15 protein-coding genes are annotated in these 22042 nt (G+C 71.7%); 9 read left to right on the top strand and 6 right to left on the bottom strand.

Going from position 1 to position 22042, the window contains the following annotated elements; translation table 11 throughout:
- Positions 1-15 precede the first annotated feature (15 nt).
- From B082_RS0108780 to B082_RS0108755, 6 genes are all read right to left on the bottom strand, one after another.
- Positions 16-459 carry a roadblock/LC7 domain-containing protein gene (locus B082_RS0108780; RefSeq protein ID WP_018551436.1) on the bottom strand — a complete coding sequence of 148 codons (444 nt, stop codon included), beginning with the start codon at positions 457-459 and terminating at the stop codon, positions 16-18.
- Positions 456-1970 carry an ATP-binding protein gene (locus tag B082_RS35825; protein WP_018551435.1) on the bottom strand — a complete coding sequence of 505 codons (1515 nt, stop codon included), beginning with the start codon at positions 1968-1970 and terminating at the stop codon, positions 456-458. Before B082_RS35825 ends, B082_RS0108780 begins: the two co-directional genes overlap by 4 nt.
- A 411-nt stretch (positions 1971-2381) precedes the next feature.
- Positions 2382-2651: a hypothetical protein gene (locus B082_RS0108770; RefSeq protein WP_018551434.1), complete on the bottom strand. Its 270-nt coding sequence runs from the start codon at positions 2649-2651 to the stop codon at positions 2382-2384.
- 549 nt (positions 2652-3200) lie between these two features.
- Positions 3201-3965 (bottom strand): thioesterase II family protein, encoded by a 765-nt coding sequence (locus B082_RS0108765; RefSeq protein ID WP_018551433.1) that lies wholly within the window; start codon positions 3963-3965, stop codon positions 3201-3203.
- Positions 3966-4043: 78 nt separating this feature from the next.
- Positions 4044-4277: an acyl-CoA carboxylase epsilon subunit gene (locus B082_RS0108760; protein ID WP_018551432.1), complete on the bottom strand. Its 234-nt coding sequence runs from the start codon at positions 4275-4277 to the stop codon at positions 4044-4046.
- Between the two features lie 17 nt (positions 4278-4294).
- Positions 4295-5905: an acyl-CoA carboxylase subunit beta gene (locus B082_RS0108755; RefSeq protein WP_018551431.1), complete on the bottom strand. Its 1611-nt coding sequence runs from the start codon at positions 5903-5905 to the stop codon at positions 4295-4297.
- Positions 5906-6545: 640 nt separating this feature from the next.
- Here B082_RS0108755 and B082_RS0108750 point away from each other — a divergent pair.
- The 9 genes from B082_RS0108750 to B082_RS35820 form a co-directional block, all read left to right on the top strand.
- Positions 6546-7412, top strand: coding sequence for an ACP S-malonyltransferase (locus tag B082_RS0108750; protein ID WP_018551430.1), 867 nt, complete (start codon positions 6546-6548; stop codon positions 7410-7412).
- Between the two features lie 99 nt (positions 7413-7511).
- Entirely contained in the window at positions 7512-8393 is an 882-nt protein-coding gene (locus tag B082_RS0108745; protein ID WP_018551429.1) for a sugar phosphate isomerase/epimerase family protein, read from the top strand.
- Positions 8394-8442: 49 nt separating this feature from the next.
- Positions 8443-9672: a cytochrome P450 gene (locus B082_RS0108740; RefSeq protein WP_018551428.1), complete on the top strand. Its 1230-nt coding sequence runs from the start codon at positions 8443-8445 to the stop codon at positions 9670-9672.
- 11 nt (positions 9673-9683) lie between these two features.
- Complete coding sequence (locus B082_RS0108735) at positions 9684-9878, top strand: ferredoxin (RefSeq protein WP_018551427.1); 195 nt, start codon at positions 9684-9686, stop codon at positions 9876-9878.
- 157 nt (positions 9879-10035) lie between these two features.
- The gene (locus B082_RS0108730) at positions 10036-11571 is read left to right on the top strand and encodes an AMP-binding protein (protein WP_018551426.1); all 1536 of its coding nucleotides are present in this window, start codon (positions 10036-10038) and stop codon (positions 11569-11571) included.
- Complete coding sequence (locus B082_RS0108725) at positions 11568-12830, top strand: hypothetical protein (RefSeq protein WP_018551425.1); 1263 nt, start codon at positions 11568-11570, stop codon at positions 12828-12830. Before B082_RS0108730 ends, B082_RS0108725 begins: the two co-directional genes overlap by 4 nt.
- Positions 12827-13327 carry a cobalamin B12-binding domain-containing protein gene (locus tag B082_RS0108720; protein WP_018551424.1) on the top strand — a complete coding sequence of 167 codons (501 nt, stop codon included), beginning with the start codon at positions 12827-12829 and terminating at the stop codon, positions 13325-13327. The genes B082_RS0108725 and B082_RS0108720 overlap by 4 nt, the downstream gene beginning before the upstream one ends.
- Positions 13324-14682, top strand: coding sequence for a hypothetical protein (locus B082_RS0108715; protein ID WP_018551423.1), 1359 nt, complete (start codon positions 13324-13326; stop codon positions 14680-14682). Before B082_RS0108720 ends, B082_RS0108715 begins: the two co-directional genes overlap by 4 nt.
- Before the next feature lie 110 nt (positions 14683-14792).
- Positions 14793-22042, top strand: a 7250-nt coding sequence (locus B082_RS35820; RefSeq protein ID WP_018551422.1) for a type I polyketide synthase, incomplete at its 3' end; no start/stop codon positions are given.

Raw genomic sequence — 22042 nt, 5'->3', positions numbered from 1 at the left:
CAGGCCGCTCCGTCGTCACGTTGCGGCGGCCTCGTCCCGGGGCAGACTGCTCAGGTGTGCGCCGATCTTCGCGACCAGCAACTGCATCTGCTGGGCCACCAGGCCCACGTCGGCGTCCGGATCGGTGGCGACCCCCAGGTGCGCGCCCACCCCGGCATGGGTGAACAGCACGAACCCCTGGTCGGTCTCCAGCATCAACTGGCGTGTCCGGGCATCCCGCCCGAACAGCAGCGCGCTGGTGGACCGCCCCGTCATGGTCATCGCCGCGCAGGCCGCCGACAGCGACTCCGCCTCGGCGACGCTCAGGCCGGCCACCGGACCCGTGAGGTTCTCGGCGGAGGCGTGCCCGAGGCGCAGTCCGTCCTCGGACACCACCACGGAGTGCCGGACGCCGGGAATCTCGGTGAGCGGGCGGAGCATCCACCCCAGGTCGGGGAGTCGAGCGATGGTTCCGGTCACGGTCGGCCTCCGGCGTGCTCGTGCGGGGTACTGGGCAGGGTCGGTCCGCCGTGCGGGGGCGACGCCGGTTCGGTGTCACCGTCCGCGTCGACGGCCGCCCGGCCACGCAAGGTCCCGGACACCACACTGGTGATCGAGGCGCGTGCCGCCTCCGGCGTCCAGGGTTCGGCGGGTGCGGCACCGGGCGGCGGACCGGGCGCCGAGTGCCGTGCGGGGGTCGTGGCCCGGGTGCCACCGCGCCGGCTGCGCCGCCGGGGCAGGCCGGCCGTCGTCGGGGCGGGTGCGCCGGCCGGATCGGGGGCGTCGTCGGGCACGCCGTCCGGGGAGACGACAGGCCCGACGTGCTCGGCCGGTTCGACGGCCGGGCGGCGGTGTGCGGCGGCCCTCGGCAGCGGCTCGGTCAGCAGCCGGAACGGTACGAACATCACCGCCCGGGTGCCGCCGTACGCCGAGGACGCGCTCAGCTCCACGTTGAAGCCCAGCTCCCGGCTCCAGCGCCCGACGCACGCCAGGCCGAGCCGCGGGACCGCGCCCAGGCGGGTCAGGTCCAGGTCGTCGCGAAGCTGGCCGAGTGCCTGGTGCAGGATGTCCGGCGGCATCCCGAGCCCGGCGTCGTCGATCTCGATGACCGCACCGGCGCCCACCTCCCGCACGCTGACGACCACGGGGGAACTGGACGGTGAGAACACCGCGGCGTTCTCCAGCAGTTCGGCGATGGAGTGCATCAGCCCCTCCACCGCCGGGGGCACCGCGTACAGGGTCTGTCCGCCGTGCACCTCGATCCGTCCGAACTCCACGATCCGGGACTGGGCGCCCCGTACGCAGTCGTAGAGCGAGACCGGCCGGGTCTCCCGACGGGCGGGCCAGATTCCGCACATCACCAGAAGGGTCTGCGCCTTGCGGGTCATCTGCGAGGCCGCGTGGTCGGCCTTCATCACGTTCGCCATCAGAAGGGGGTCTTCGATGGAGCGCTCGACCTCGTCCAGGACCTGCTGCTGCACGGTGGCCATCACGTGCATGGTGCGCGCCACGGATTCGAAGGCGGCCTGCACCGAGTCGCGCAGCGCACGTTCGCGGTGCACGGCCGTGTCCGAGCCGAGCGCGACGACGACCGAGTCCAGCGCTCGGGCGAATTCCTCACCGGTCTCCTCCGGCGACGCCATCGGCCCCGGCACACCGTCCAGTCGCTGTCCGGTCCGCAGCCGCTCGGCGATGGCCGGGACACGTATCGCGGCCAGATGCGCCACCTCGGCGCCCCGGGCGGCGGCGACTCCGGCCTCCCGGGCACGGTGTGCGCGTTCGGTGGACAGCCGCCGGGCGAGGAACAGCACGCAGGCGATCAGCAGGACGACCGCCGCGGCACAGGCTCCCGCGAGCGCCCGGTGCCGCTCGGCGTCCGAGGTGACGACGACCCAACCCGCACCGGCGGCGGCCGACAGCGCGACGGCCCATCCGGCGACGGCGGCGCTCGCACCGGGTCCGCGTCCTGGCTCTCTCGACGGTCGGCTCACCACAGCGGTCCCGATCTGACGACCCTGTGGATATTGGTGCCAGCCACGAGAAGCGAAACCTTTCACGACGCGTCGAATCCCCGTGCGGGGGGTTGGGAGCATCCAGAGCGTAGGTCAACCGACCGAGCGTGTTGAGTCGTTGGTGTGTTTCAGTCACACCGGGCGCGCGGGAATGGCGTGTTGACGCCCTTGCGCCGTACGACCCGGTGTGCGGGAGGGCCCGCCCTCGGTGTCGGCGGTAGCTGTTCTCACCGGAGGAAGCGACCTCGGACCGCGCCCCGGCGGCGGCGATGAGGGCGGCTCTGGTGCTGCGTCAGGGCGCCGCCGGCGGGCGGGCCCGTCCGCCCGAACGGGGTGGTACCCAACGGCTCGCACGGGGTGGGCGGTCGGGCGGGATGCGACCCACGACGTTCAGGGCTCGTCGCGGACCAGGCCGGCGTCCCGCAGCTCGCTGACCCAGATGTCCATGTCGGTACGGGTGTTCTCCGGGTCCGTGCACCACAGCTTGGCCAGCATCTCGGCGGCCGGGCCGAGTTGGCCGTCGTGCTGGCGCAGCGCGATCCACATGGCTGCGGCGACGGGGCTGCACCGGTAGCTGGCGCCGTCCGCCGCGGTGAGGAATTCGAGGTACCCGTCCTCGGTGACGCGTGAGGTGACGCCGTTCTCTGGTCGTACCGGCACTCTGGCCTCCGTAGTCGATAGCCGGTCGGTGACGGCCAACCGGGGAGGAGGCGTGACCGTGTACACGGGGCGAAGATCGGTGTCTGTCCGGACGGCGTGTTTCGCCGGCGTTTACTGGGGCTGCCTCGCGCATCGGCTTACTGAGAGCTGTTCCGCAATTCCTGGCGGGCGCGCGACGACAGCTACGACGCTTCGCCGCGATGTCGAAACACCCGAGGACGTCCAGTATGCGAGTACCCCTCCGCCTTGCGCCGCACCGCATCCGATGCCGCGCGTCGATCTGCCAGGAACTGCGGGACAGCCCTTGGGGCGGACTGTCCGATGCCGCGATAGACGTTAGTCTAGTACGGCCGTCTAGATTCTGGTGAGGGAAGTGCAACTCTGTCCGGAATACATTGCCCAGTACATGAAGTTGGCCTGCCTCGGAAACGATTCCGGGGCAGGCGGGAGCGGGTCCGGGAAGAGGGACGCCGGTCGTCGGCGTCCTGCGCGGGACTCGCTCGTGAGTGACCGGGACCGGCGGACGGACGGCCCGCCGGTCCCGGTCACTCATGATCCGACCGTCAGCGCGCTCGTGCGGGCGCGGATCAGGTCGAGGACCGTGGCCACGTGGGAGTCGAGGAAGAAGTGGCCGCCGGGGAACACCCTCAGCTCGAACGAGGCCGTGGTGTGCTCGCGCCACGCTTCCGCCTCGTCGACCGTCACCTGCTGGTCGGCGTCACCGACGAGTGCTACGACGTCCACCCCGAGCGGGGGCCCCGGCCGGTAGCGATAGGTCTCCGCGGCCTTGTAGTCGCTGCGGATCGCCGGAAGGATCATGCGCAGGATCTCGGGATCGCCGAGCACCGCGGAATCCGTGCCGCTCAGCTGGGTGATGTCGGCGATGAGACGGTCGTCTCCCGCCTGGTGCACCCTCTCGTCGCGCACCCGGGAGGGTGCACGCCGGCCGGAGGCGAAGAGCGTGCCCGGCGGTGTCCCCCTGGCCTCCAGCCTGCGGGCCACCTCGAACGCGAGCGTGGCTCCCATGCTGTGGCCGAACAGGGTCAGCGGCAGGTCCCGCCAGGAGTCCAGCTCCCCGACGACCAGGTCGGCCAGCTCCTCGATGTCCTCGACGCAGGGTTCGTGCCTCCGGTCCTGACGGCCCGGGTACTGGATCGCGAGAACATCGACCGCCGGGGACAGCGCACGCGACACCGGGAAGTAGTAGGTCGCCGATCCGCCTGCGTGGGGGAAGCAGACCAGGCGAGTGCGGGCCTCGGGAGCCGGATGGAAGCGCCGGATCCAGGGTCCGGTCTCCCGTGATTCATCCGTCATCAGTGCTCTACATCCTTCTGCTGTGGCTTTGGCGGCCGGGGGGAACAGGGTGAGGTGAGGCAGGGCCGAGCCCACGCCTCACCGTGCCGCCCAGCTTCCGGGCGGCCGGTAGTGAAGCGGTGCGCTCCACCGGGGTGTCGTGCCCCGGCGGGTTTCGGGGCCGGCCGTCGGGGCGCGGCGCAGGCTCAGCAGCGCGGCCGTCACCGCGGCGATCTCCTCGGCGGACGGCGCACCGCCGAGGAAGCGCAGCGCCGGTCCGGTGCGGTCCGGGGCCGCGGTGCCCGGCCCGGGGGAGTAGGGGGCAGTGGTCATGGTCGGTCCTCACAGGCTCAGGTCGGGGGGTTGCCGTGCTTGCGGGCCGGGACGTGTGCGTTCTTGGTCCGCAGCATCGCCAGGGAACGCACCAGCACCGCACGGGTCTCGGCCGGATCGATCACGTCGTCGACCAGGCCGCGCTCAGCCGCGTAGTACGGGTGCATCAACTCCTGCTGGTACTCCTTGATCCGCTGCTCGCGGGCCGCCGCGGGATCCGGCGCGGCGGCGATCTCCCGGCGGAAGACGATGTTCGCGGCGCCCTCCGCGCCCATCACCGCGATCTCGTTCGTCGGCCACGCGAAGGACAGGTCGGCTCCGATGGAACGCGAGTCCAGCACGATGTACGCCCCGCCGTACGCCTTGCGCAGGATGACCTGGACACGGGGGACGGTCGCGTCGCAGTAGGCGTAGAGCAGCTTCGCGCCGTGCCGGATGATGCCCTGGTGTTCCTGGTCGGTGCCCGGCAGGAAGCCCGGCACGTCGACCAGCGTGACCAGGGGAATGCTGAACGCGTCGCAGGTCTGGACGAACCGTGCCGCCTTCTCCGAGGCGTGGATGTCCAGCGCCCCGGCCTGTGAAGCGGGCTGGTTCGCCACGATGCCGACCGTGTGGCCGTCCAGCCGGGCCAGCGCGCAGATGATGTTGGTGGCCCACTGCGCGTGGACCTCGAAGAAGTCCTCGTCGTCGACGACCTCCCGGATCACCCCACGCATGTCGTACGACTGGTTGGGGTGGTGCGGCACGATGCTCAGCAGTGCCTCGCACCGCCGGTCCGCGGGGTCCTCGGTCGGCGCCTCGGGCGGGAGTTCGCGGTTGTTCGCGGGCAGCAGCGAGAGCAGGTGCCGGACCTCGTCCAGGCACTCCGCCTCGTCGTCGTACACGAAACCGGCCGCGCCGGAGACCGTCGCGTGGACCTGTGCCCCGCCCAGCTGCTCGTGTGTCACGCGTTCGTTGGTGACGGCCTGGACCACGTCCGGCCCGGTGATGTACATCTGCGAGATGTCCCGCACCATGAAGACGAAATCGGTGAGTGCGGGAGAGTAGGTGGCACCGCCCGCGCAGGGCCCGAGGATCACGCTGATCTGCGGGATCACCCCGGACGCCCGCACATTGCGGCGGAAGATCCCGCCGTATCCGGCGAGCGCCGTCACGCCCTCCTGGATCCGGGCACCGGCGCCGTCGCTCAGCCCCACCAATGGCGCGCCGGCCGAGATCGCCAGGTCCATCACCTTGTGGATCTTCTGCGCGTGAGCCTCGCCCAGCGAGCCGCCGAAGACTCTGAAGTCATGCGCGTACGCGAACACCGTGCGACCGTGCACCTGGCCCCACCCGGTGATCACCCCGTCCCCGCTCGGCCGCCGGTGCTCCAGGCCGAACCCTGTGGACCGGTGCCGCCGCAGTGACTCCACCTCCTGGAACGTACCCGGGTCGAAGAGCAGCTCCAGACGTTCGGGCGCGGTCAACTTGCCCCGGGCATGCTGCTGTTCCGTCGAGCGGGGGCCCATACCCTCGCGCGCCGCGCTCTTCAGCTCCGCCGCCTGAGCCACCAGCGAGCGCAGGTCCGGCCGGTGCTCCGCGGAGATGTCACCACCGCTGTCCGACGGGGTGTCCTGAATAACTGTCATGGTCCCACCCATCCGCATATCGACGGTGCGCGGTGGCTGCTCGCACCGGCGCAGGAATCGGGATAACCGTCCCTCATTGAAGGCCCGGTGCGATCCCCGCGCCCTCCCCTAAGTTGTCCGGCACCCCCCTAACCTCGCCGTTGTGGCCGAGGCGCCGGAAGGCCGTGGCCGGTCCACGTCTCCGGGGCCGGATCGCCGTCCAGCAGCAGAATGTGCCTCCAGGCCGGAGACCGATCGCCGCGAGAGCGAGTTCGAGCTGATCCGGTCGAAAGCCGGTGTCCGGGCCACGCGAGCCGCCGTCACCTCGCCGCGCCGGACCGGACCAGCACCCTTAGGGGCTCTACGGGGTATCGCCCGGTGGAAGCGAAGTGCCTTTACACCACCGGGGCGGCGGCGCGCCCGGAGACCAACGCGACCGGTCGTCAACAGAATTGGGACCCGCGAACCTTAGGGGTTTTGGCGGCAGCGGGCAGACCTCAGCCTGGGTCCCGACCGGTTGGGAATCGAAGCGCCCCACGGGCTGATCGCTCCTGAACGACGTGCTGAAGGGCAGGACACCATGAGACACGACTTTCGCACCGGCGGTGCGCTGGTCTTTCCCGGCATGAGCCCCACGCGCCTTCAGGAATCCGCCAAGTTCATGCTGATCAACCCGGTGGCCCGGCGGCTCGTCGCCGAGGCCGACGACGTGCTCGGCTACTCGCTCGTCGACCGCTACCGCGACGCGGAGGGCGACTACAGCGAATACGCGCAGGTCGCGTTCCTCGTCAACTGCCTTGCCCTCGCCACCTGGGCGCAGGACCGGTTCGACCCGGAACCCGCGCTCTGCGTCGGCCCCAGCTTCGGCGGAAAGACCGCGGCGGCCTACACCGGCGTCCTGGACTTCGCCGACGCGGTGCGCCTGACCGCCGGCTGGGCCAGGCTCCTGGAGTCCTGGTTCGCCGAGAACCACCAGGACGTCGTCACCCAGTCCTTCACCCGCGTCCCGCGCCCCGAACTGGACCGGGTGCTCGCCGAACTCGACGAGCGCGGTGAGTGGTACGAGATCGCCTGTTACGTCGACGAGGACTTCTACATGGTGTCGCTGCGCGAGACCGTGCTGGAGTGGCTCGGCAAGCGGCTGCGTTCGGTCGGCGGCCTGCCGCTGTACACGATGCGCCCGCCCATGCACGCGAGCGTCTTCGAACCCCTGCGCCGGCGGGCCGAGGAGGAGCTCTTCGCCCCGCTGACCTTCCACGACCCCCGGATACCGGTCGTCGCCGACCAGGACGGCACCCTGCTGACCACCGGCGATCAGGTCCGCACCATGCTGCTGGACGGCTTCGTCCGTCCGGTCCGCTGGCCCGCCGTCGTCGACGCTCTGCGCGGACACGGTGTCCGCAGGCTGTACGTCGCCGGCCCGGACAGCCTCTTCGGCCGGGTTCCCGTCACCACCGGGAACTTCGACGTCGTCGCAGTGGATCCGAGGACAGCCCTCCAGCCCGTCCGCCGGAACCTCGCGGCCTGAGCGGGGCTCCGGCCGACCTGGCCCCGACGCACACCCGGCGGGACGCGCCCAGGCCGGCGCCGCGCCCCTGCCGTCTTTACCAGGACCGGCCGCGGATTCATGAGCGAGAGGTACACCATGACCCTTCTGACCAGGACCGACCTGAGTTTCGCCTATCTGCAGCTGACCGGGTCGGCCTGGCAGGAGCCCGTCCGGTACACCCTGGAGGAGCGCCTGGCGGCGCTGGCCGAGAACAACTGCGTCTCGATGGGCATGAGCGTCGAGGAGCTGGAGGCGTTCCTGGCCGACCACTCGGCGGACAAGCTGCGCGGCCTGCTCGCCGAGTACGGGGTCCGGCTGCACGAGCTGGAGGTCCTGTTCGGCTGGAACGCGGGGCCCGAGGAGAGCGGACCTGCCCTGGAGTCGGAGAGCCGCCTGTTCGAGCTGGCCGTCCTGGCCGGCATTCCCACGGTCAAGTCCTGCGCCGTCTACCCGACCGGCGTGGAGATGCCCCCCACCGAAGTCCTCGCCGAGCGCTTCGGCGCGATGTGCGACCGTGCCGCCGCGCGCGGGCTGGGCATCTCCCTCGAAGCCATGGCCGTGATGCCCGGCTTCACCTACCAGGTCGCCTCCGACATCATCGTCGCCGCCGACCGCCCCAACGCCGGTCTGCTCATCGACATGTGGCACCTCTTCCGTGACCCGACGGGCGTCGGCTCGGTCGACCAGCTCACCGCCGCGCAGATCGCGGCCGTGGAGTTCGCCGACGCCCCGCGCACCCCGTCCCCCGACGTCATGAACGAGGTCCTCAGCGGCCGCCTGCTGCCCGGCGACGGCGAGTGCGACGTCACCGGGCTGCTGCGCACGCTGGACGCCAAGGGTGTCGACGTCACCCCGTGTGCGGAGGTCCTCTCCGCCGACCTGCGGGCGCTGCCCCTCAGCGAGAACATCGCCCGTACCGCCGCCGCCGTACGCGCCTCCCTCGAAAAGGCCCGTGGCTGAGAGCGCAGCCCCCTACCCACCGAGCGCAGAGACCTCTGGAGAAGGAACCATGTCCGATCTCGTCGACGCATGTCCGCACGCCCAGCCCCGCCCGTTCCCCCTGGAGCGCACCGGCTGCCCCCTGGACCCGGCACCGGAGTACGCGGTGCTGCGGGAGACCGAGCCGGTCTCCCGGGTCAAGCTCAAGTTCAACGGCCGTGAGGCATGGCTCCTCACCCGGTACGAGGACGTCCGGCAGATGCTGGTCGACCCGAGGTTCAGCTCCAACATGGCCGACCCCGGCTACCCGCTCCAGTTCCACTTCCCCATGGAGCTCCTCGGCAAGGTCAAGCCGGCCCTGCTCCACATGGACCCGCCGGAGCACACCGCGCACCGCATGATGCTGATGCCGGAACTCAGTGTGAAGCGCGTCGAGGCGATGCGGCCGCGTACCCAGGAGATCGTCGACGAGTGCATCGACGCGATGCTGGAGCAGGGCGGTCCGGTGGACCTGGTGTCCATGCTCTCGATGCCCGTGCCGTCCGTCGGCATGTGCGAGCTGACCGGCGTCCCGCACGAGTCGCGCGAACTGTTCCACCGCTGGGTCACCCTCCTCGTCACCCAGGGCAGCGCCGAGGAGCACGCATCGGCCAACGCCGAGGTCGAGGTGCTGCTCTACGAGCTCATCGCCGAGCGGCAGAAGAACCCCGGCGACGACCTGATCAGCAGCCTGCTCCAGCGCAACGACCAGAAGAAGGAACTCGAACCGTCCGACATCAGCGCCCTGGTTCGGGCCATGATCGCCGCCGGTCACGAGAGCACCGTCAACGGCATCACCATCGGTACCCTGGTCCTCCTCCAGCACCCCGAGCAGGCCGACTGGCTGCGCGCCCACCCCGAACTGTCGGGCCAGGCCGTCGACGAGCTGTCGCGCTACTCCAGCATCTCCGACCACGGCACCGTCCGAGTCGCGCTGGAGGACGCCGAGATCGGCGGTCAGCTGATCCGCAAGGGTGAGGGCGTCATCTGCTCGCTCTCCGCCTCCAATCACGACCCGGCGGTCTTCAAGGACCCCAACACCCTCGACCTGACCCGCCGCGAGGCACGCCACAACGTGGCGTTCGGCTTCGGACGCCACCAGTGCGCGGGCCAGATGCTCGTCCGCATGCAGCTGGAGGTCGTCTTCACGACTCTGCTTCGCCGCATTCCCGGACTGCGCCTCGATGCGGCCCTGGACGAACTGCCCTTCAAGGCCAACGCCCTCATCGACGGCGTCCACGAGCTGCCGGTTACCTGGTAAAGGAGTTTTCCATGCGTGTGATCGTCGACAAAGAGCGTTGCGTCGCGGCCGGTTCCTGTGTGATCACGTCACCCGCCGTCTTCGACCAGAACGACGAGGACGGCAAGGTGGTCCTGCTGATCGAGACGCCGGACGACCGGCTGCGTGAGGAAGTCCTGGAGTCCGTCAACGTCTGCCCGGTCGGGGCATTGAGCATCGCCGACTAGGGACCGACCACTCCCCCCGGAACCCCGGGGCACGGACCCGCCCCCTCCGGGTCCGTGCCCCGGCCGCACCGGACCTCCCCACGCCCCCAAGAGCCGACCTCCCTGACGCGACGGCGCGGTCAGCTCGCCACTCACTCCCGAAAGCGACGTTGGAACCGTGGAGAATCCGAACACCACTTGCGCGCCGACGGCGCACGGGAACGGCGGGACGGTCCATTCCCTGCTCGACGAGGCGACCGCGGACACCCCGGACGGGCAGTGCCTGCAGGACGCCGCGGGCCTGGTGACGTACCGCCGGATGACCGAACTCAGCCATGGCTTCGCCGCCTGGCTCACCGAACAGGGCGTGGCGCGCGGCGACCGGCTGCTCGTGCAGCTCCCCAGCCGGCGCGAACTGGTGGCCATGGTCTACGGGGCCTCGCGCGCCGGTGTGATCCTGGTGCCGCTCAACCCCGCGATGAAGGAGTACCACCTCCGGTCCGTCATCGAGGACGCCGAACCTTCCCTGATCATCGGCGAAGGCGCCACCACCGAGGTGCTCGGCCGCGCCGCCACCCTCCCCGTGCACGACCTCGCGGAGATCTGGCCGTACGTGGAGGAGGCCGCGGGGCGGCCGGCGCCCGCACCTCTCGGGATCGGCGCCGACGACATCGCGTTCCTCGTCTACACCTCCGGCAGCACCGCCGCGCCCAAGGCCGTGGTGTGCCCGCACGCGCAGGTCACCTTCGCCTCCCGCGCCATCCAGCAGGTCCTCGGCTACCGGCCGGACGACGTCGTCTTCTGCCGCTTCCCGATCTCCTGGGACTACGGCCTGTACAAGGTGCTGCTCGCCTGCCTGGGACGCTCCCGGCTGGTCCTGGACGGCGGCGAGTCCGATCTCGTACTGCTGCGACGGATGCGCGAGACCGGCGCCACCGTGGTCCCCATCGTGCCGTCGCTGGCCACGATGATCGGCACTCTCGCCGCACGCGACTCCCAGGACCCGCCGCCGGTACGGATGTTCACCAACACCGGTGCCGCGCTTCCCGATCACGCGGTCGACGCCCTGCACGAGGCGTTCCCCGGCGCGCGGGTGGTCCGCCAGTTCGGACAGACCGAGTGCAAACGCGTCAGCATCATGCCGCCGGACCAGGAGAACGAGCGTCCGCGGTCGGTGGGCCTGCCCCTGCCCGGCACCACCGTCCTGATCCTGGACGCGCAGGGGCAGCCCCTGCCGCCCGGGGAGACCGGCGAGATCGTCGCCGTGGGACCGCACGTCATGCCCGGCTACTGGCGTCGCCCCGAACTCTCGGCGCGCACCTTCCGCACCGACCCCGAAACCGGGGCGCTGCGGCTGCACACCGGCGACTACGGCCGGCTCGACGAGGACGGCTACCTCTATTTCGAGGGCCGCCGCGACGACATGTTCAAGCGCAAGGGCATCCGGATGAGCACGGTGGAGATCGAGGCCGCCGCCATGGACATCCCCGGCGTCCGCACCGCCACGGCGCTGCCGCCCACCGACACCCGCGACCTGGTCATCTTCGCGGAGACCGAACTGCCGCCCCACACCGTGCTGAAGGAACTGGCCGAGCGCCTGGAGTCGGCCAAGGTGCCCGCCCTGTGCCGGGTCCTGGACGAACTTCCGCTGAGCCTGCACGGGAAGAACGCCCGGCAGGTACTGACCGAGATGATCGACGGGGAAGGACGATGAGCCGCTACCAGGCACTGGCCGAACGCTTCGGCACACCTCTTTACGTGTACGACCTCGACGAGGTCGACGCGGCACGGCAGCAGCTGTTCGAGGCCCTGCCCGAGGAGCTCACCCTCTTCTACGCACTCAAGGCCAACCCCCACCCGGACCTGGTCCGGGCCCTGCGGGAGGGCGAAGGCCGTCACTGCAGGCCCGAGATCAGCTCCACCGGCGAGCTGGAGGCCGCCCTCGCGGCCGGGTTCCGGGGCGAGGACTGCCTGTACACCGGCCCCGGCAAGACGCCGGGTGAGCTGGACGAGGCGATCCGCCTGGGAGTCCGCGTCTTCTCCACCGACTCGGTCTCCGACGTCCGCCATGTGGCCGACGCCGCCCTGGCGAACGGTGCCACCGCCGAGTGCCTGCTGCGCGTCAACAGCGCGACCGCCAGCGCCACCAGCAGCATCCGGATGACCGGCACCCCCTCCCAGTTCGGCTTCGACAGCGAGACGCTGCCCGATGTCCTCCCCGAGCTGCGCGCGATCGAGGGCGTCCGCATCACCGGGATGCACTTCTTCCCGCTGAGCAACGCCAAGGACGAGGAGAGCCTCGTCGGCGAGTTCCGGCACACCATCGAGCTGGCCGCCCGCCTCCAGCACGAACTCGGCCTCCCCCTGCGCTTCCTCGACATCGGCGGCGGTTTCACCGTGCCGTACGCCGTGCCCGGCACCCGGGGCACGTACCCCAAGCTGCGCGGCGAACTCGCCGCCGCACTGGACACCCACTTCCCGCAGTGGCGGACCGAGGGCCCCGAAATCGCCTGCGAATCGGGCCGCTACCTCGTCGGGGCGAGCGGCACGCTGGTCGCCTCCGTCAGCAACGTCAAGATCAGCCGGGGCCGCAAGTTCGTCATCCTCGACGCGGGCATCAACACCTTCGGCGGGATGTCGGGCCTCGGGCGGCTGCTGCCCGTCGCCGTCGGGACAGAGTCGGGGGAGTGCGTCGAATCCGCCAGTCTGGTGGGCCCGTTGTGCACCCCCGGTGACATCCTCGGCCGGGAGATCGACCTCCCGGCACTCGCCCCGGGCGACCTGGTGACGATCCCCAACGCCGGCGCCTACGGGCCGACCGCCAGCCTGCTGATGTTCCTGGGCCGCCCGGCCCCCACCGAGGTGGTGGTGCGGGGCGACACGGTGGTGTCCGTCTCCCGGATCGAGCACAGCCGTACCTACGCGGCCGTGGACAGAGCGCCCACGCACACCGCTGCGGGAGGCGCCGAGTGAGCGCCGGCCTGATGCACGGCGTCACGGACACCGTGAACTCCGCGGACGCCCGGCGAGGCACCGCGATCGTCACGACCGTGGCCTCCGACTCGCACACCTGGAACCTCGTCTTCCTCCAGTTGCTCATCGAGGAGCTGGGCTACGAGGTGATCAACCTGGGCCCGTGCACCCCAGACCTCGTCGTCGTGGACGCCTGCCGGGAGGCAGCCCCCGACCTGGTGGTTGTCAGCAGTGTCAACGGGCACGGTCACCAGGGCGGTCTGCGCGTCATCAAGGCGCTGCGCGCCTGCGGTGAGCTGGCCTCCACTCCGGTGGTCATCGGCGGCAAGCTCGGCGTCGGCGGGCAGCAGAGCGAGGCGGCGATCGGCGCGTTGCTGTCCGCCGGGTTCGATGCCGTCTTCGACGACGCCTCGACCACCGCACTGGAGTTCATCCACTTCGTCGGCGCGCTGCCCACGGCCGCCCGCGCCGTGGGGCGTACCGAGGTCGTGGCGTGAGACCGGGCGCGCACCCGCTCCGGCGGACGGCCGAGGGCGCGCGCCCGGTGGACTTCGGAGCCTTCGTCCGCGCCAGAAGCCGCACCGGCGACTTGGTGGTGCAGCCCCGCATGGGATTCGGTGATCCCCTCACCATGCGCGCGGGGCTGGCCGCCACCCGGGACGCCGACGCCGCGACGGTCGGCACCATCACCCTCGACAGCTATACGAGGGTCGGAGAACTGGCGTCCGTGGAGAACGCGCTGAAAACCGGCGCCGATCTCAACGGCTACCCCATCGTCACCTACGACCGGGCCGTGACCGGGCAGGTACTCGCGGGCATCAGGGACGAGACCTTTCCGGTCCAGGTCCGGCACGGATCGGCTGTTCCCGTAGACATCTTCGCCGCGCTGCGCACCACGCTGATCAATGCCACCGAGGGGGGTCCCGTCTCCTACTGCCTCCCCTACGGACGTACTCCGCTGGACGAGTCGGTACGGAACTGGATCCGCTGCACCGAAGATTTCGCGCAGTTGCGGGAATCGGGAGTGGAACCGCATCTGGAGACGTTCGGCGGCTGCATGCTCGGGCAATTGTGCCCGCCGAGCCAACTGGTGGCGATGAGCGTGCTCGAAGCGCTCTTCTTCTGTCAGCACGGTATACGCAGTGTGTCGCTCAGTTATGCCCAGCAGACCCACCCGGGGCAGGACCGGGAAGCGGTCGCGGCTCTGCGGCGGCTCTGCGGCGAACTGCTTCCGACATCCAATTGGCACGTGGTCATCTACGCCTACATGGGCGTGTACCCGACCACGGACGAGGGCGCCTATCTGCTGCTCGACGAGGCGGCGCGGCTCGCCGTCGACTCCGGCTCGGAACGGCTCATCGTGAAGACGGTGGCGGAGTCACGCCGGATCCCCACCGTCGCCGAGAACGTCGCCGCCCTGGAGGCGGCGGCCCGGACCGCGAGGACGGCGGTGGCCGGCGGCCCGTCCTCCACCGAGTCCGACTCACAGACGTACCTGGAGGCCAGAGCCCTGATCGAGGGCGTACTCGAACTGTCCCCGGACATCGGGCACGCCTTCGAGCTCGCCTTCAGGCAGGGGGCCCTGGACATCCCCTACTGCCTGCACCCGGACAACCACGGCCGGGCCCGCAGCTACATCGACGGCGACGGCAGGCTGCGGTGGGCAGGCATCGGGAGGCTGCCGCTGGCCGGGCTCGTCGGCCCGGCCCGTTCCCGCGACGTCACCTCGTCAGGGCTGATCGCCGACCTCTCCTATGTGCAACGGGCGTTCGACAGAAGGGCGAGGGAATCCAGTGGCCTCCCGGGCCGCGACCGCGCGGATATCGCGCTGCCGGATTCCGGTTTCTCTTAGGGGGGCTCTAGGGGCTGTGCGCGGCCCTTTGCCTTCATAGCGTGACCCGCAGTGGTGCGGTTCCTTGGTGAATTCCGTCTGGCGACGGGCGACAATTGTGTGGAGTGCAGATGACTGAGTCGGGCAACTTCGTCTCTGGCACCGACGGTGTGCCGGACGGGGGCACAGAGCGGCAGGCCGCACTCGTGCGTGAGCTGGAATCCCTCCCCACCTCGGAGCAGACCCGGGTGCTGCTGGACCTGGTACGCGAGAACGCCGAGGCCGTTCTGCGGCAGACCCGGCCGGACACCGCGCAGACCGTGGACCCGGCACGCGCCTTCCGCGAGCTGGGGCTCGACTCCGTGGCACTGGTGGCCCTGCACGCCCGGCTGAACGCGGCCACCGGCCTCGCACTGCCCCCTACCGTCGTCTTCGACCACCCCTCACCGGCCGCCCTCGCCGCCCATCTGCGCACCGAGGCCCTGGGGCTGCCCGACCTGCCCGACCCGGTCGTCGCGCCGGGCATCGCCACCGACGATCCGATCGCCGTCGTCGGTATCGGCTGCCGCTACCCCGGTGACGTGTCGTCGCCCGAGGACCTGTGGCGGCTGGTCGCCGAAGGCACCCACATTCGCGACGACTTCCCCGCCGACCGGGGCTGGAACCTCGACCGTCTCTTCGACGACGACCCCACGACCCCCGGCACCAGCTACGCCCGGCACGGCGGATTCCTCTCCGGCGCGGCCGAGTTCGACGCCGAGTTCTTCTCCATCAGCCCCCGCGAAGCCCTCGCCATGGACCCGCAGCAGCGTCTCGTGCTGGAGACCGTGTGGGAGGCCGTGGAACGGGCCGGGATCGACGCGCAGAGCCTGCGCTCCAGCCGGACCGGCGTCTTCGTCGCCGCGGAGCCGCAGGAGTACGCGATGCGCCTGCACGAGGCACCGGACGGTCTGGACGGATATCTGCTCAGCGGCAACGCACCCAGCGTGGTGTCCGGCCGGGTCGCCTACACGCTCGGTCTGGAAGGCCCCGCGCTGACCATCGACACCGCCTGCTCGGGTTCGCTGGTCGGCCTCCACCTCGCCGTCCAGTCGCTGCGGCGCGGCGAGTGCTCCCTCGCGCTGGCCGGCGGGGTCGCCGTCATGGGGAGCCCCGGCGTGTTCACCGCGTTCAGCCGGCAGCGCGGTCTCGCGCCCGACGGCACGGTCAAGGCGTTCGCCGCCGCCGCGGACGGCACCGCGTTCGCCGAAGGCGCCGGTGTGTTCGTCCTGGAACGCCTGTCCGACGCACAGGCCAACAACCACCCGGTCCTCGCCGTCGTACGCGGCACGGCCATCAACCAGGACGGCGCGTCCAACGGTCTGACCGCACCGAGCGGCCGGGCCCAGCGTCATGTCATCCGCCAAGCGCTCGCGGACGCCGGACTCACCGCCGGCGAGGTCGACGCCGTAGAGGCGCACGGCACCGGCACGACGCTCGGCGACCCCATCGAGGCCCAGGCGCTGCTTGCCACCTACGGGCAGGGGCGCACCGCGGGGCCGGCCTGGCTCGGTTCGGTGAAGTCCAACATCGGGCACACCCAGGCGGCGGCGGGCTCGGCGGGACTGATCAAGATGATCATGGCGATGCGCCACGGTCTGCTGCCCGCGACGCTGCATGTGGACGCCCCCTCGCCCAACGTCGACTGGTCGGCGGGCGAGGTCCGTCTGCTGACCGAAGCCGTGCCGTGGGCGCCGGGCGAGCGCCCCCGCCGGGCCGCCGTCTCCTCCTTCGGCGTCAGCGGCACCAACGCCCACATCGTCGTCGAGGAGCCGCCGGCCCAGGACGCACAGGGCGAAGCCGAGGACTCCGGCGCCCCGGACGAGGACGGCAGACCGCTGCCGGCTGCTCTCTCGGCGAAGAGCGGGGCCGCCTTGCGTGACCAGGCGCGACGCCTGCTGACGCACATCGAGAACACCCCCGGCGCCCGGCCGCTCGACCTCGCGCACTCCCTGGCGACCACCCGCTCCGCGCTGCCCCACCGCGCCGTGGTGCTCGCCGGAGACCGCGCCGGCCTCCTCGCCGGACTGCGCGCCGTGGCGGACGGCCGCGACGCCCCCGAGGTGTTCACCTCGGTATCCGGACACGGCGGCACCGCCTTCCTCTTCACCGGCCAGGGCAGCCAGCGCCTGGCCATGGGACGCCGTCTGTACGACAGCTACCCCGTCTACGCCAAGGCCCTCGACAACGCCATCGGCTATCTCGACCTTCAGCTCGACCGCTCCCTGTGGGACGTCCTGTTCGCCGAGGAGGACACCCCCGAGGCGGCCCTGCTGGACCACACCATGTACGCCCAGGCGGCGCTCTTCGCCGTCGAGACCGCGCTGTTCCGGCTCCTGGAGTCCTGGGGCGTCCGGCCCGACTACGTGGCCGGGCACTCCATCGGTGAACTGACCGCCGCCCATGTTGCCGGAGTCCTCTCGCTCGACGACGCCGCCACCCTCGTCGCCGCACGCGGCAGGCTGATGCAGGCACTGCCCGAGGGCGGCGCCATGATCGCCGTGGAAGCCGCCGAGGAGACGGTGGAGCCGCTCCTCGCGGACTGCCGCGAGACCGTCAGCATCGCCGCGGTCAACGGCCCCCGCTCGGTCGTCCTGTCCGGCGACGAGGACACGGTCACCGCCCTCGCCCGCAGGCTGGAAGCCGACGGACACCGCACCAAGCGGCTCAGGGTCAGCCACGCGTTCCACTCCCCCCTGATGGCACCCATGCTCGAGGAGTTCCGGCAGGTCGCCCGGATCCTCACCTACAACGCGCCGAAGCTCCCCGTCGTCTCCGCCCTCACCGGCCGGCTCGCCACCACCGGTGAACTCACCGACCCCGAGCACTGGGTGCGGCACATCTGCGCGCCCGTACGCTTCCACGACGCCGTCGCCTCCCTCACGGAACGGGCCGTCGCCACCTTCCTCGAACTCGGCCCCGACCCGGTGCTCTGCGCCATGGGCCGTGCGAGCGCCGACCCGTCCGCCGTCTTCGCCCCGCTCCTGCGGCGCGGGCACGACGAACCGCAGCAGGTGCTCGGCGCCCTGGCCGTCGCCCACACACGTGGCACCCGCGTCGACTGGCACGCCTTCTTCGCCGGCACCGGCGCCCACCGCGTCGACCTGCCCACCTACGCCTTCCAGCGCGAGCGGTACTGGCTGAGCGCCCCCGACGCAGCCCAGGACGCGACCGTCTTCGGCCAGATGGCCGCCGACCACCCCCTGCTGGGTGCGGTGGTGGGCCTCGCGGACACCGGCGGCGCCGTCCTCACCGGACGGGTCTCGCTGCGTTCGCACCCGTGGCTCGCCGACCACGTGATCGACGGCCATGTCCTGCTGCCCGGCACCGCGTTCGTCGACCTCGCGGTCCGGGCCGGTGAACAGACCGGCTGCGAACGCCTGGACGAACTTGTCATGGCGGCCCCGCTGACCCTGCCCACCACGGGCGGCGTCGCCCTCCAGATCGTCGTCGACGCCCCCGACCCCGCCGGCCGTCGCGCCATCACCTTCTACTCCCGCGACGAGGACGCCCCCGCCGACGCCCCGTGGGTCCGTCACGCCACCGGCCGCCTCGCCCCCCGGGACGCCGGGCAGCAGGCCGCGGACTTCGCGGCGGGCACCTGGCCGCCCCCCGGCGCCGAGCCCCTCGACATCACCGGCCTCTACGGAGACCTGGCCGCGCAGGGTTACGGGTACGGCCCCGCCTTCCACGGGCTGCGAGCCGTCTGGAGGACCGGACAGGGCGAGGTGTGCGCGGAGGTCCGGCTGCCCGACACGGCCGGGGACCCCGCCTCCGCCTACGGACTCCACCCCGCCCTCCTCGACGCGGTCCTGCACGCCACCGACTTCGCCACGGCGGCGGCCACCGACACCCCGGACAACCGCGTCCTGCTGCCCTTCGCCTGGACCGGCGTCACTCTGCACGCGGCAGGGGCCACCACGCTGCGGGCCCGCGTCACCGCCACCGGCACCGATGAGGTCGCCATCGAACTGGCCGATGCCACCGGCGCCCCGGTGGCCTCCGTCGACTCGTTCCTCGTCCGGCCCCTCGCCACCGGCCAACTGGCCGCCACCGCCCACCCCGACGCGCTCCACCACATCCGGTGGACCCCGCTGCCGGCCCCCGCCGCCACCGAGCCGGACCCCGACGCCCGCTTCCACATCTGCCCGGAACCCGCGGGGCCCGACATCGCGGCCGAAGTCCGTACCGCCCTCGGTACCACGCTGACGGCCGTACGGGACTGGCTCGCCGACGAACGGTCCGCAACCGCCCGGCTCACCCTGCTCACCAGGGGCGCGGTCGCCGCCACCGCGGGGGAGCCGGCCGCACTCGCCCAGGCACCCGTCTGGGGCCTGGTGCGCTCGGCCCAGGCCGAACACCCCGGCCGCTTCCTCCTGCTCGACACCGACGGTTCCCTCGGCACGGACGAACTGCTGCGCCTCACGGCCGGCACGGACGAGCCCGAAATCGCACTGCGTGAAGGCCGGTTGTACGTCCCGCGGCTGACCCGCACCACCCAGGCGCCGAACCCCGCCGCCCCCTGGCGCACCGACGGCACCGTCCTGATCACCGGCGGCACCGGTGGCGTCGGTGCCACGGTCGCCCGGCACCTGGTCGCCGCGCACGGTGTACGCGGGCTGCTGCTCACCGGCCGCCGGGGCGCGGACGCCCCCGGCGCCGAGGAGCTGCGGGCCGAGCTCACCGCGCTGGGAGCCGAGGTCGTGATCGCCGCCTGCGACGCCGCCGACCGCGACGCGATGGCCGGTGCCCTGGCCGCCATTCCGGAAGGACTGCCGCTGAGCGCCGTGGTGCACGCGGCGGGAGTCCTGGACGACGCCCTGGTCGATTCGCTCGACGACGCCCGCCTGGACACCGTTCTGCGGCCCAAGGCCGACGGTGCCTGGAACCTGCACGAACTCACCCGCGACAGCGACCTGTCGGCGTTCGTCCTGTTCTCCTCCACCGCCACCGTCCTGGACGGCGCCGGACAGGGGAACTACGCCGCCGCCAATGTCTTCCTCGACGCCCTCGCCACCCACCGCGCCGCACTCGGACTCCCCGCGACCTCGCTCGCCTGGGGGCTGTGGACCGGCACCGGCGGCATGGGCGGCAGCCTCGACGAAGCCGCGCTGCGGCGCATCGAACGCCTCGGCCTCCAGCCCCTGTCCGTCGCGGAGAACCTGGCGCTGCTCGACCGCGCGATCGCCACCGCGGAACACCCGGCCGTTCTGCCCGTACGGCTGAACCTGCGCACGCTCAACGCCCGTGGCGGTGACGTCCCGGCCGTTCTGCGCGCCCTGGTCCGAGCCCCGCGCCGTGCCGTGGGCGGCGGCGGAGTCAACGTCGAGCAGTCCCTCGCGCGCAGCCTGGCCGGTCTGACCCGCGCGCAGCGCGGCGACGCCCTCCTCGACCTGGTCCGTACCCAGGTGGCCGCGGTCCTCGGCCACGACGGACCCGAACGCGTCGTCACCACGCGGGCCTTCAACGAGATGGGCTTCGACTCCCTCGCGGCCGTCGAACTGCGCAACCGCCTCTGCTCCGCCACGGGCCTGCCTCTGACGGCCACTCTCGTCTTCGACTATCCCTCGCCCGGGGCCCTCGCCGACCACCTGGCCTCCCGGCTCGACGGCGACGCGGAACAGCAGTCCGGCCTGCCCGTCCCCGCCGCCACCGTCTCCGACGACGACCCCATCGCCATCGTCTCCATGGCGTGCCGCTACCCCGGCGGGGTGACCTCGCCCGAGGAGCTGTGGCAGCTCGTCGAAGAGGGACGCGATGTCGTCTCGGCGTTCCCCACCGACCGCGGCTGGGCCACCGATATCCACGACACCGTGCCCGGCACACCGGGCAAGAGCCTCACCGATCAGGGCGGTTTCCTCTACGAGGCGGCGGACTTCGACGCCGAGTTCTTCGGCATCAGCCCCCGCGAGGCCCAGGCCATGGACCCCCAGCAGCGACTGCTGCTGGAGATCGCCTGGGAGACGGTCGAACGCGCGGGCATCGACCCGCACGCCCTGCGCGGCAGCGACACCGGTGTCTTCGCCGGAGTGATGTACCACGACTGGGGACTGCGGCTCGGCCCGCTGCCCGAGCACGTGGCCGGCTACCACGGCAACGGCAGCCTCGCCAGCGTGGTGTCCGGACGGGTCGCCTACACCCTGGGCGTCGAAGGCCCCGCGGTCACCGTCGACACCGCCTGCTCGTCCTCCCTCGTCGCCCTGCACTGGGCCGCCCAGGCCCTGCGTCGCGGCGACTGCAGCCTCGCCCTCGCGGGCGGCGTCACCGTCATGTCCACCCCCGACACCTTCGTCGACATGAGCCGGCAGCGGGGCCTGGCCGCGGACGGGCGGTGCAAGTCCTTCGGCAGCGGTGCCGACGGCACCGGCTGGGGCGAAGGCGTCGGCATGCTCCTGCTGGAGCGGCTCTCCGACGCCGAACGCAACGGGCACCGGGTCCTCGGCATCGTCCGCGGTTCGGCCGTCAACTCCGACGGAGCCTCCAACGGCCTCACCGCCCCCAACGGCCCGGCGCAACAGCGCGTCATCCGACGCGCGTTGAGCGTCGCCGGCCTCACCCCGGCCGACGTGGACGCAGTCGAGGGCCATGGCACCGGCACCGTCCTCGGCGACCCGATCGAGGCCCAGGCGCTGCTGGAGACCTACGGCCAGGAGCGCCCGTCGGACGACAGCCCCCTGCTGCTCGGCTCCATCAAGTCCAACATGGGCCACACCCAGGCGGCGGCCGGTGTGGCGGGCATCATCAAGATGGTGCAGGCCATGCGGCACGGCACCCTGCCCGCGACCCTGCACGCCGACGAGCCGTCACCCCAGGTGGACTGGGATTCCGGCGCCGTCGCGCTGCTCACCGGTTCCACCGCCTGGCCCACGCACGGCCGTCCGCGTCGCGCCGGGGTGTCGTCGTTCGGTATCAGCGGCACCAACGCCCACGTGATCATCGAGGAGCCGCCCGCCGTCACCACGCCGGAAGAGCCCGAGCCGGCCGGGCCCACCCCCGGTCTGATCTCCTGGCCGCTCTCGGCGAGGACCCCGGACGCGCTGAACGCCCAGGCGACGCGCCTGCTCGACCACCTCGCGTCCGTCCCCGACGACGCCCTCGCCGCGACGGGACACGCCCTCGCGACGACCCGCGCCGCCCTGGACCACCGAGCCGTGGCGCTCGGCGCCGACCGTACCGAACTCGCCGCCTCACTGGAGGCGTTGGCCTCCGGAGCCGGACCGGTGCGGGACACGGTCAGCGAGGGCAAGGTCGCGTTCCTGTTCACGGGNCAGGGTGCGCAGCGTCTGGGTATGGGGCGTGAGTTGTATGGGGCGTATCCGGTGTTCGCGGAGGCGTTCGACGC

The sequence above is a fragment of the Streptomyces sp. ATexAB-D23 genome (assembly GCF_000373645.1).
Lineage (GTDB): Bacteria > Actinomycetota > Actinomycetes > Streptomycetales > Streptomycetaceae > Streptomyces > Streptomyces castrisilvae.
This window is presented reverse-complemented; position numbering and strand designations above follow the sequence as displayed.